This is a genomic window from Pseudomonas sp. F-14 TE3482 (genome assembly GCF_053629455.1).
The window spans coordinates 5,637,059-5,648,845 of the sequence record NZ_JBRJII010000001.1; the positions used below are offsets into that span (position 1 = coordinate 5,637,059).

At 60.2% G+C, this 11,787-nt stretch carries 11 protein-coding genes; 8 read left to right on the forward strand and 3 right to left on the reverse strand.

The genetic code is table 11. From position 1 onward, the window contains the following. Positions 1-573: 573 nt before the first annotated feature. The 8 genes from ccoG to AB7M26_RS25495 all read left to right on the forward strand — a co-directional run bounded on the left by ccoG (position 574) and on the right by AB7M26_RS25495 (position 9,125). Positions 574-1,989 (forward strand): cytochrome c oxidase accessory protein CcoG, encoded by a 1,416-nt coding sequence (gene ccoG / locus AB7M26_RS25460; RefSeq protein WP_123496454.1) that lies wholly within the window; start codon positions 574-576, stop codon positions 1,987-1,989. Positions 1,990-2,000: 11 nt separating this feature from the next. Next, on the forward strand, positions 2,001-2,540 hold the full coding sequence (locus AB7M26_RS25465) for a FixH family protein (RefSeq protein WP_123496667.1): 540 nt from the start codon (positions 2,001-2,003) through the stop codon (positions 2,538-2,540). A 164-nt stretch (positions 2,541-2,704) separates the two neighbouring features. Next, positions 2,705-5,155 carry a heavy metal translocating P-type ATPase gene (locus AB7M26_RS25470; RefSeq protein ID WP_123496452.1) on the forward strand — a complete coding sequence of 817 codons (2,451 nt, stop codon included), beginning with the start codon at positions 2,705-2,707 and terminating at the stop codon, positions 5,153-5,155. A 22-nt stretch (positions 5,156-5,177) separates the two neighbouring features. Further along, positions 5,178-5,396 (forward strand): cbb3-type cytochrome oxidase assembly protein CcoS, encoded by a 219-nt coding sequence (ccoS, locus tag AB7M26_RS25475; RefSeq protein WP_007905420.1) that lies wholly within the window; start codon positions 5,178-5,180, stop codon positions 5,394-5,396. Further along, entirely contained in the window at positions 5,389-6,072 is a 684-nt protein-coding gene (locus AB7M26_RS25480) for a sulfite exporter TauE/SafE family protein (protein WP_007933361.1), read from the forward strand. Before ccoS ends, AB7M26_RS25480 begins: the two co-directional genes overlap by 8 nt. Positions 6,073-6,286: 214 nt before the next feature. Beyond that, positions 6,287-7,669 carry an oxygen-independent coproporphyrinogen III oxidase gene (gene hemN / locus AB7M26_RS25485; RefSeq protein ID WP_123496450.1) on the forward strand — a complete coding sequence of 461 codons (1,383 nt, stop codon included), beginning with the start codon at positions 6,287-6,289 and terminating at the stop codon, positions 7,667-7,669. 93 nt (positions 7,670-7,762) lie between these two features. Continuing rightward, a complete protein-coding gene (gene fnr / locus AB7M26_RS25490) occupies positions 7,763-8,497 on the forward strand; it encodes a fumarate/nitrate reduction transcriptional regulator Fnr (protein ID WP_008075169.1) in 735 nt (244 codons plus the stop codon). Between the two features lie 79 nt (positions 8,498-8,576). Next, positions 8,577-9,125 (forward strand): adenine phosphoribosyltransferase, encoded by a 549-nt coding sequence (locus AB7M26_RS25495; protein ID WP_063343032.1) that lies wholly within the window; start codon positions 8,577-8,579, stop codon positions 9,123-9,125. Between the two features lie 134 nt (positions 9,126-9,259). Here AB7M26_RS25495 and AB7M26_RS25500 read toward each other — a convergent pair whose 3' ends face one another. From AB7M26_RS25500 to AB7M26_RS25510, 3 genes are all read right to left on the reverse strand, one after another. Further along, positions 9,260-10,408 (reverse strand): acyl-CoA dehydrogenase family protein, encoded by a 1,149-nt coding sequence (locus tag AB7M26_RS25500; protein WP_123496448.1) that lies wholly within the window; start codon positions 10,406-10,408, stop codon positions 9,260-9,262. 190 nt (positions 10,409-10,598) lie between these two features. Further along, positions 10,599-11,201, reverse strand: coding sequence for a recombination mediator RecR (recR, locus tag AB7M26_RS25505; RefSeq protein WP_123496446.1), 603 nt, complete (start codon positions 11,199-11,201; stop codon positions 10,599-10,601). Between the two features lie 205 nt (positions 11,202-11,406). Beyond that, entirely contained in the window at positions 11,407-11,745 is a 339-nt protein-coding gene (locus tag AB7M26_RS25510; protein ID WP_007905413.1) for a YbaB/EbfC family nucleoid-associated protein, read from the reverse strand. Positions 11,746-11,787 lie beyond the last annotated feature (42 nt).

Genomic DNA, 11,787 nt, shown 5'->3' on the forward strand with positions numbered 1-11,787 from the left:
GGGGCCGTTTGCATTTCGACGCCTTCATAATTTGAGACGAATGCTCAATAGACTCGGATTTCAGCGCCCTGTAGCTTCCCTTTTCACCCTGACGAGCAACGTGAGGGCCACCGTTCAACAGACGCATTTCAAGGAAGAACCCTATGCGAGAGTCTGACTATGATTGTGTGCTATCCCACGAGGATTTCACTTACGTTATCAACGATGTTGAGGGCACGCCCTCAGACAACGAAAGCACAAAACCGGCCACCGAAGATGTCGGTAGAAAAAAAGACAGCGGGCTGGACAGCCTGGGAGACGGAAGGCTGCCTTGATGCCTTCTCAGAATAAATGAGCCGCTGCGCTCCAGGGAGCGGCTCACGAGAAGTGATTCATGGATCGTCTATAGTCAATTGATCTGGATCATGACTTGTTGCATCTGCTACACCATCCACGCCCTCCCCCCAACGCGACCAAAGGTCGCACCCTTGATCTAGAGCGACAGGCGTATCATTGCGCCACTGCAACACCTCTTTTTGACCGCGGTCGGCACGTACTGACCGAGGCATTTTTCCACTGCCGTGGGATGCAACGATGAGCAATCAGATTCCGGTACACGACGTCACTCCGCCTGCCAAGAACGCGAACAACAGCGTCGACCTCTACGCCTCTCGAGAAAAGATCTACACCCGCGCCTTCACCGGCCTGTTCCGCAATTTGCGGATGATCGGCGGGGCCGGGCTGTTTCTGCTGTATTTCGGCACGGTGTGGCTGAACTGGGGCGGTCATCAGGCCGTCTGGTGGAACCTGCCGGAGCGTAAATTCTTCATTTTTGGCGCGACCTTCTGGCCTCAGGATTTCATCCTGCTCTCGGGCATTCTGATCATCAGTGCCTTCGGCCTGTTTTTCATTACCGTGTATGCCGGTCGGGTCTGGTGTGGCTACACCTGCCCGCAAAGCGTCTGGACCTGGATCTTCATGTGGTGCGAAAAGGTCACCGAAGGCGACCGCAACCAGCGCATCAAGCTCGACAAGGCGCCGATGAGCGCCAACAAATTCCTGCGCAAGTTCAGCAAGCACACAATGTGGCTGCTGATCGGTTTCGTGACCGGCATGACCTTCGTCGGTTACTTCTCGCCGATTCGCGAACTGGTGATCGAGTTCTTCACCGGCCAGGCGGATGGCTGGTCGTATTTCTGGGTCGGCTTCTTCACCCTCGCCACTTACGGCAACGCCGGCTGGTTGCGCGAGCAGGTGTGCATCTACATGTGCCCGTATGCACGCTTCCAGAGCGTGATGTTCGACAAGGACACGTTGATCGTCTCCTACGACCCGCGTCGTGGCGAAAGCCGTGGCCCGCGCAAGAAAGGCATCGACTACAAGGCTCAGGGTCTTGGCGATTGCATCGACTGCACGATGTGCGTCCAGGTCTGCCCCACCGGTATCGACATTCGTGACGGCCTGCAAGTCGAATGCATCGGCTGCGCGGCGTGCATTGACGCCTGCGACAGCATCATGGACAAGATGGATTACCCGCGCGGCCTGATCAGCTACACCACCGAGCACAACCTGTCCGGGCAAAAAACCCATAAACTGCGCCCACGCCTGATCGGCTATGCCACGGTGCTGCTGGCGATGATCGCATTGCTGGTGACTGCATTTTTCATGCGCTCGCTGGTTGGCTTCGATGTCAGTAAAGACCGCGTGTTGTACCGCGAGAACGCCGAAGGCCGGATCGAAAACGTCTACAGCCTGAAGATCATGAACAAGGACCAGCACGACCATACCTATGTGCTCGAAGCTACCGGCCTGCCGGACCTCAAGCTGCAAGGCAAGCGTGAGATCAAAGTCGCCGCCGGGGAGATTTTCAGCCAGCCGGTGGAACTGTCCAGCGCACCGGAACAACTGCCGTCGAGCACCAACGAGGTGACATTCATCCTCAAGGATGCCGACGACGCCAACGTCCACGTTGAAGCCAAGAGCCGATTCATCGGCCCACAAACTCGTTGAGAGAAATGACCATGCCCGCTGCAACTGCCGCAAGTCCCTGGTACAAGCACCTTTGGCCGTGGATCATCATCGCCATCCTGGCTTGCTCGGTGACCTTGACCCTGTCGATGGTGACCATCGCGGTGAACAACCCGGACAACCTGGTCAACGACAACTATTACGAGGCTGGCAAGGGCATCAACCGTTCACTGGACCGTGAACTGCTGGCCCAGACCCTGCAACTGCGTGCCAGCGTGCATCTGGATGACGTGACCGGCGAAGTCGACCTGCGCCTGAGCGGCAACAGCCAGCCGAAAACCCTTGAACTGAACCTGATTTCACCCACTCAGCCGGAGAAGGATCGCAAGATCACCCTGGCCCGCAGTGAAACCGAACAGGGCCGCTACATCGGCCAGTTGAGCGACAAGATCGAAGGTCGTCGCTTCGTCGAACTGCTGGGCGTACAGGATGAGAAGATCTGGCGCATGTTCGAAGAAGAACAGGTCAGCCATGCCAAGGATCTGCTGCTGGGCGATGAGCCGCTGCAGGGCGCGGAAGACCTGAAAAAATAAGCACTTTCAAACGTGGCGAGGGAGCTTGCTCCCGCTGGGGCGCGAAGCGGCCCCAAAACCTGCAAACCGGTTCTTTCAGACATAGCGAGCTTTCAGTATTACGACTGCTTCGCAGCCGAACGGGAGCAAGCTCCCTCGCCACAATGGTTTTCATGGCAACAAACATGACCAATCCAACCCCCTGCTACCACTGCGCCCTGCCCGTCCCGGCCGGCAGCCGCTTCACCGCCGCCGTCCTCGGGGATACCCGCGAGTTCTGCTGCCCGGGTTGCCAGGCAGTGGCCGAGGCCATCGTGGCCGGTGGGCTGGAAAGCTATTACCAGCATCGCAGCGAAGCCTCGGCCAACCCCGAAGCCTTGCCGGTACAGTTGGTGGATGAGCTGGCGCTGTACGACCGCGCCGACGTGCAGCAACCCTTTGTCCGCCACGAAGGCGAACTCGCCGAAACCACCCTGTTGATGGAAGGCATCAGTTGCGCCGCCTGCGGCTGGTTGATCGAGAAACACCTGCGCGCCTTGCCGGCGGTGGCCGAAGCACGCTTGAACCTGTCCAACCACCGCCTGCATGTGCGCTGGGCCGATGCGCAATTGCCATTGAGTCAAGTGCTCAGTGAATTGCGCCATATCGGTTACGCCGCCCACCCTTATCAGGCCGACCGCGCCAGTGAACAACTGGCCAGCGAAAACCGTCTGGCGCTACGTCAACTCGGCGTTGCCGGACTGCTGTGGTTCCAGGCGATGATGGCAACCATGGCCACCTGGCCGGAATTCAACATTGACCTCAGCCCCGAGCTCCACACCATCCTGCGCTGGGTCGCGCTGTTTCTGACCACGCCGATCGTGTTCTACAGCTGCGCGCCGTTCTTCAAAGGGGCAATGCGCGACTTGCGCACCCGTCACCTGACCATGGACGTCTCGGTGTCGCTGGCGATTGGCAGTGCCTATATCGCCGGGATCTGGACCTCGATCACCGGGGTAGGCGAGCTGTATTTCGATGCAGTAGGGATGTTTGCGCTATTCCTGCTGGCCGGGCGTTATCTGGAACGTCGAGCCCGAGAACGCACCGCCGCCGCAACCGCACAGCTGGTCAATCTGCTGCCCGCCTCTTGCCTACGGTTGAGCGTCGATGGCCAGAGCGAACGGATTCTGCTCAGCGAATTGCGCGTAGGCGATCAGGTGCTGGTGCATCCCGGCTCGATCCTGCCGGCCGATGGCAAGATCCTCGACGGTCAATCGAGCATCGACGAATCCCTGCTGACCGGCGAATACCTGCCACAACCACGGACCCCGGGCGATGCTGTCACCGCCGGCACCTTGAACGTTGAAGGTGCGCTGACCGTGGAAGTCCTGGCGCTGGGACAGGACACGCGACTGTCGGCCATCGTCCGCCTGCTGGATCGCGCCCAGGCCGAAAAGCCACGACTGGCGGAAATAGCCGACCGCGCCGCGCAATGGTTTTTGCTGTTGTCGCTTATCGCGGTGGCTGCCATCGGCCTGCTGTGGTGGGAACTGGATTCTTCGCGGGCGTTCTGGATCGTCCTGGCGATGCTGGTTGCGACGTGCCCGTGCGCCTTGTCGCTGGCCACGCCAACCGCCCTCACCGCCGCCACCGGCACGCTGCACAAGCTCGGTCTGTTGTTGACGCGCGGCCATGTGCTGGAAGGCCTGAACCAGATCGACACGGTGATTTTCGACAAGACCGGCACCCTCACCGAAGGTCGCCTGGCCTTGCGTTCGATCCGGCCACTTGGAGCCTTGACCAGCGATCAATGCCTGAGTCTCGCCGCGGCCCTGGAAAACCGCTCCGAGCACCCGATTGCCCGGGCTTTTGGCCGCGCGCCGCTGGCCGCCGAAGAAGTTCACAGCACGCCGGGCCTGGGCCTTGAGGGGTTGGTCGGCGCACAACGCCTGCGCATTGGCCAACCGGGGTTTGTCTGCGAACTCAGCGGCGCTCAAACGCCTGTAATGCCCGATGAGCCTGGCCAATGGCTGTTGCTCGGCGACAGCCAGGGGCCGCTGGCCTGGTTCGTACTCGATGACCGTTTACGTGCCGACGCGCCTGCCCTGCTGGCGGACTGCAAGGCTCGTGGCTGGCGCACACTGCTGCTGTCCGGCGACAGCTCGCCGATGGTTGCCAGCGTCGCTGCCGAGTTGGGCATCGACGAGGCCCGAGGCGGTTTGCGTCCGGACGATAAATTGCAGGTGCTGCAACAACTGCACAAGGAAGGTCGCAAGGTGTTGATGCTCGGTGACGGGGTCAATGATGTGCCGGTGCTGGCCGCCGCCGACATCAGCGTGGCGATGGGTTCGGCCACCGATCTGGCGAAAACCAGTGCCGACGCGGTGCTGTTGTCGAACCGCCTCGACGCGCTGGTGCAAGCCTTCAGCCTGGCCCGCCGCACCCGTCGGGTCATCATCGAGAATTTGCTGTGGGCAGCGCTGTACAATGGCCTCATGTTGCCGTTCGCCGCCCTCGGCTGGATCACTCCGGTATGGGCAGCGGTTGGCATGTCGATCAGTTCGTTGACCGTGGTATTGAATGCCCTGCGCCTGACTCGCCTGCCGAGCGCGCCGGCTGCCGGCACCACGCCAGAAACCCGTCCGCTGCCGGCCTGAGCCGCGCGGGCATGGAGTCCAGATGCCAGCTCTCTACGTGATGATCCCGGCCGCGCTGCTGATCGTGGCCATCGCTATCTACATCTTCTTCTGGGCAGTCGACAGCGGTCAGTACGACGATCTCGACGGCCCGGCCCACAGCATCCTGTTCGACGATCAGGACCCGAACCACAAGGCAGCGGTCGACGAGGCCAGCGGCCATCCGGCCAAACCGGACGACAAGGCGCCGCCCCATGCTTGAGTTGGCGCCATTGTTGGTGTCTGCGCTGATCCTCGGCTTGCTCGGCGGCGGGCATTGCCTGGGCATGTGCGGCGGCTTGATGGGCGCGTTGACCTTGGCGATTCCCAAAGAACAACGCAGCCGGCGCTTTCGACTATTGCTGGCCTACAACCTGGGGCGCATTCTCAGCTACGCCGCGGCCGGCCTGCTGATCGGCCTGGCCGGTTGGGCCGTGGCCAATAGCCCGGCGGCGATGTTCATGCGCATTCTCGCCGGGCTGCTGCTGATCGCCATGGGCCTGTACCTGGCCGGCTGGTGGAGCGGCCTGACCCGTATCGAAAGCCTCGGTCGCGGCCTGTGGCGGCATATCCAGCCGGTGGCCAACACATTATTACCCGTGTCGAACCTGCCCCGCGCCCTGCTGCTGGGCGCGCTATGGGGCTGGCTGCCATGCGGGCTGGTTTACAGCACATTGCTGTGGTCGGCGAGCCAGGGCAATGCGCTGGACAGTGCATTGCTGATGCTGGCATTCGGGCTGGGTACCTGGCCGGTGCTGCTTGCCACAGGGCTTGCCGCCGAGCGCGTCACGGCGTTATTGCGCAAACGCAGCGTCCGCATGACCGGAGGCTTGCTGGTGATGGTGTTCGGTATCTGGACCTTGCCAGGGCCGCATCAGCATTGGCTGATGGGGCATTAGATCGGCAGTGGCCCCATCGCGGGCAAGCCCGCTCCCACAGGATTTAAGGATTACCCAATTCGGTGATCCAAACACAACCCTGTGGGAGCGGGCTTGCCCGCGATGAGGCCCGCACCTGCAACACAAATCCCGACCCTTGATGCAAATCAAGATGCCTTTGCGCACTTCTCCCTAGACTCGCCGACATTGCCAGCCTATCCGGGGGAATGCCCGCATGCTCGACGCCATTCGTTGGGACACAGATCTGATCCGCCGTTACGACCTGGCGGGACCGCGCTATACCTCGTACCCGACCGCCGTGCAATTCGACAGCCAGGTCGGCACCTTCGACCTGTTTCATGCCCTTCGCGACAGCCGTAAAGCCCTGCGGCCGCTATCGCTGTATGTGCACGTGCCGTTCTGCGCGAATATTTGCTACTACTGCGCCTGCAACAAAGTCATCACCAAGGACCGTGGCCGCGCCCTGCCCTATTTGCAGCGCCTGGAACAGGAAATCCAGCTGATTGCCTGCCACCTCGACCCGACGCAAAAAGTCGAGCAACTGCATTTCGGCGGCGGCACACCGACCTTTCTCAGCCACGACGAACTGCGCCAGTTGATGGCTCAGCTGCGCAAGCATTTCAATCTGCTGGACGACGATTCCGGCGACTATGGCATCGAAATCGACCCTCGCGAGGCTGATTGGTCGACCATGGGCCTGCTCCGGGAACTGGGTTTCAACCGGGTCAGCATTGGCGTTCAAGACCTCGATCCGGCGGTACAACGGGCGGTCAATCGGCTGCAAAGCCTGGAAGAAACCCGTGCGGTGATCGACGCGGCCCGGACCCTGCAATTTCGCTCGATCAACATCGATCTGATCTACGGCTTGCCCAAGCAGACGCCCGAGAACTTCGCCCGTACCGTCGACGAAGTCATCAGCCTGCAACCGGACCGGCTCTCGGTGTTCAACTACGCCCATCTGCCGGAACGCTTCATGCCGCAACGGCGGATCAGTGGCAACGATCTACCGGCACCGGCACAGAAGCTGGAAATGCTCCAGCGCACCATCGAACAACTGACGGCTGCCGGTTACCGCTACATCGGCATGGACCATTTCGCCCTGCCTGACGATGACTTGGCGATTGCTCAGGAAGAATCGACGCTGCAACGTAACTTCCAAGGCTACACCACGCATGGTCATTGCGATTTGATCGGCCTGGGGGTATCGGCAATCAGCCAGATCGGCGATTTGTACTGCCAGAACAGCAGCGACCTGAACCAGTACCAGAACGCATTGGCGTCCGCTCAACTGGCCACCAGCCGTGGCCTGATATGCACCGCTGACGATCGCTTGCGCAGAGCCGTGATTCAGCAGTTGATTTGCCATTTCAGCCTGGAATTCCTGGAAATCGAGCGCGTCTTCAATATCGATTTTCGTGGTTATTTCGCCGAGCTTTGGCCACAGCTATTGGATATGGCCGAAGATGGGCTGATCGAGTTGGACAACGAGCGGATCACCGTACAGCCCGCAGGCCGGCTGCTGGTGCGTTCGGTGTGCATGGTTTTCGATGCGTATCTGGAACACACCAATCGTCAACGCTTTTCACGAGTGATCTAAGGCCTTGCGGTTAAATTGTCGCAGGCTGGCCCGAATGTCCTCCCGTGAGTTACCCTTACGGCTTATGTGTGTTTTCCCACAAGGATTAAAGAAATGTCCGAGCCAGTAAAGCTGCGCGCTCATAGCCAGGCCCATTGCAAGGATTGCAGCCTGGCACCTCTCTGCCTGCCACTTTCTTTGAATCTGGAAGACATGGATGCGCTGGACGAAATCGTCAAACGAGGTCGCCCGCTGAAAAAAGGCGAATTCCTGTTTCGTCAGGGCGACACGTTCGATTCCGTTTATGCAGTACGCTCCGGCGCCCTCAAGACCTTCAGCCTGAGCGATGGCGGCGAAGAACAGCTCACTGGCTTCCATTTGCCGAGTGAACTGGTCGGCCTGTCGGGCATGGACACTGAAAAGCACCCTGTCTCGGCGCAAGCACTGGAAACCACTTCGGTGTGCGAAATCCCTTTCGAACGCCTCGATGAACTGGCTCTGCAACTGCCGCAACTGCGCCGTCAGTTGATGCGGGTGATGAGCCGCGAGATTCGTGATGATCAGCAAATGATGTTGCTGCTGTCGAAGAAAACTGCCGACGAGCGCATCGCCACGTTCCTGGTCAACCTGTCGGCCCGTTTCCGCGCTCGGGGCTTCTCGGCCAACCAGTTCCGGTTGAGCATGTCGCGCAACGAAATCGGCAATTACCTGGGCCTGGCGGTGGAAACCGTGTCGCGGGTGTTCACCCGTTTCCAGCAAAACGAACTGATCGCCGCCGAAGGCAAGGAAATCCACATCCTCGACCCGATCCAGCTCTGCGCCCTGGCCGGCGGCTCGCTCGACGGCTGATCCTGGCAATGGCGGCTGAGCGAAACGGTTCAGCCGCCGTTATACTGCGACGTTTGCAGCCTGCCAGGACACTTCGACGATGGTCTTCGACTCCTTCGACATCAAATCCCTGATCCGTCCCGTGATCGACTTTCCCAAGCCGGGCGTGATCTTTCGCGACATCACTCCGTTGTTCCAGTCACCCACGGCCCTGCGCCTGGTGATGGACAGCTTCGCCCATCGTTACGTCGAAGCCGACTTCACCCACATCGGCGCCATGGATGCCCGTGGCTTCCTGATCGGTTCAATCCTGGCCTATCAGTTGAACAAACCGCTGGTGCTATTCCGCAAGCAGGGCAAACTGCCGGCCGACGTGTTGGCCGAGGGTTATCAGACCGAGTACGGCGAAGCCTTTCTCGAAGTCCACGCCGACAGCCTGTGCGAGGGTGACTCGGTAGTGATGTTCGATGACCTGATCGCCACCGGCGGCACGCTGATCGCGGCGGCGAACCTGATTCGGCGCATGGGCGCGCGGGTGCATGAAGCGGCGGCGATCATTGACTTGCCGGAACTGGGTGGTTCGCAGCGGCTGGAAGATATGGGGATCCCGACGTTTTGCCTGACGCAGTTTGCCCTTACCGATAAATAAGCAGCGTCTGTACTGACGCCATCGCGGGCAAGCCCGCTCCCACAGGGATTGTCGTTAAATACAAATCTTGTATACGACAAAAATCACTGTGGGAGCGGGCTTGCCCGCGAAAACGTCAGCCGCTACACCGCAGATTAGAGCCCCATCTGCTTACTGATGATCTCATTCATCACTTCCCGCGTTCCCCCACCAATCGACAGAATCCGGTTATCCCGGTACAGCCGTTCCACCAGGCTCTCGCGCATATAACCCAGGCCGCCGAGGATCTGCACGGCGTCGTTGGTAATGCGATCAGCCGTGTCGGTAGCAAAATTCTTGGCCATGGAAATCTCCTTGATCACACTCTGCCCAGTGGCCATTTTCGCTGCCTGGCGGTAGGTGAATTCCCGTGACACCTCCAGCGCCGTGGCCATCTCCGCGAGCCGGTGCTTGAGCACCTGGAACTTGCCGATGGGTTTGCCGAAGGCTTCACGCTGACGAGCCCATTTCAGGCTCTCCTCCAGCGCCAACTGCGCGGTCATGTTGGCCATCAGTGCCAGGGCCAGACGCTCACTCTGGAAGTTGCCCATGATGCAGGCGAAACCCATGTTCTCGGCACCAATCAGATGACCCGCCGGCACCCGGCAATCATCGAAAAACAGTTCGGCGGTGTCTGACGCCCACCAGCCCATTTTCTTCAACTGACGACCGACGGTGAAACCGGGTGTGCCCTTCTCGATCAGCAGCAAACTGATGCCGCCAAAACCCGGCTCGCCAGTGCGCACCGCGACGGTGTAGAAATCCGCGCGAACACCGCTGGTAATGAAGGTTTTGCTGCCGCTGACCCGGTAAAAGTCGCCGTCTCGCACGGCGCGGGTTTGCAGGTTGGCGACGTCGGAGCCGCCGCTGGGCTCGGTGACAGCCAGGGCGCTGATCTTCTCGCCCGCCAGCACCTGAGGCACAACGCGATCGCGGACTTCGGGCCTGGCCCACTTGAGGATCGGCGGCAGACCAATGTCCAGCGAGCCCAGCCCCGCGACCAGACCACCGGAACCACAGCGCATCAGCTCTTCACTGGCAGCGATCTTGGCAAACAGGTCCCCTTCATGGCTACCGCCCAAGGCTTCGGGATAACCAATACCCAGAATCCCCGCCGCGCCGGCCTTCAGGTAGAGTTCACGAGGGAAGCTTTCGGCTTCTTCCCACTGGTCGATGTCCGGAAGAATCTCACGTTCGACGAAACGTCTGACGCTGTCGCGGACCAATTGGTGGCTGGGATCGAAGTATTCCTGAAAGGCAGGCATCGGCGAGCTCCACTGAAGGTTCAGCGAAGTTAACCGAGCGCTTGCTTGGTTTTCAAGGGGGCTGTGTGAATCAAGGAAACCGAGGCGAGCCATTCGCGAGCAAGCCCGCTCCCACAGGGGATTTGCGGCGTACACAAATCAAATGTGGGGAGCGGGCTTGCTCGCGAAGACGTCGGTCCAGACAGCACCGTTACAGCGAGATCGGCTTACGCCCGGCAAACGAATGCGCCAATGTCCCGCCATCCACCAATTCCAGCTCACCGCCCAACGGCACGCCATGGGCGATGCGCGAGGCGATCAGGCCTTTGTTGCTCAGCAACTGGGCGATGTAATGTGCCGTGGCCTCGCCTTCCACCGTCGGGTTGGTGGCGAGGATGACTTCGGCAAACGTGCCCGCTTCTTCGATCCGCGCCATCAATTGTGGAATGCCGATGGCGTCCGGCCCCAGCCCGTCGAGTGGCGACAGGTGACCCTTGAGTACGAAGTAGCGACCGCGGAAACCGGTCTGCTCCACCGCATAAACGTCCATCGGACCTTCCACCACACACAGCAAAGTGTCGTCGCGGCGTGGATCGGCGCATTGCGGGCACAGATCGTCTTCGGTCAGCGTGCGGCACAAGCGGCAGTGGCCCACTCCTTCCATGGCCTGGCTCAGCGCCTGGGCCAGTCGCAAACCGCCGCTGCGATCACGCTCAAGCAGTTGCAACGCCATGCGCTGGGCAGTTTTCTGACCCACACCCGGCAAAATTCGCAGGGCATCGATCAGTTGGCGAATCAAAGGGCTGAAGCTCATGGAGAAAAGTCCGACATAACAACGAGACGCGGTTTATACCCGCGCCTCTGTTTAGCGTCAAATAACAGCGTCAATTACTCAGTCCACGCAACCCGCACCACCCGTTTACCCTCGCCATAGGGATCAACAAAAAACCAGCCAAAACAAAAATGCCAGGCGCGATGCCTGGCATTTTTTTGTAACCCATCCGACGCGCGCTGGCGAATCAGAATGGCAGTTTCATACCCGGTGGCAATTGCATGCCAGCGGTCACGCCGGACATTTTGTCCTGGCTGTTGGCTTCGATCTTGCGCACCGCGTCGTTGACCGCTGCGGCGAATACCGCTTCCAGCATTTCCTTGTCGTCTTCGCTCAGGCCTTCGACCAGGCTTGGGTCGATGGTTACGCGCTTGACGTCGTGACGACCGGTCATCACCACGGTGACCATGTCGCCGCCGGCTTTACCGGTGACTTCGGCGTTGGCCAGCTCTTCCTGCATCTTGGCCATTTTTTCCTGCATCTGCTGCGCCTGCTTCATCAGGCCGGCCATGCCACCTTTCATCATGGGAATCACCTCAAAAGTACTTGGATAAAAACAGCGCCCGGC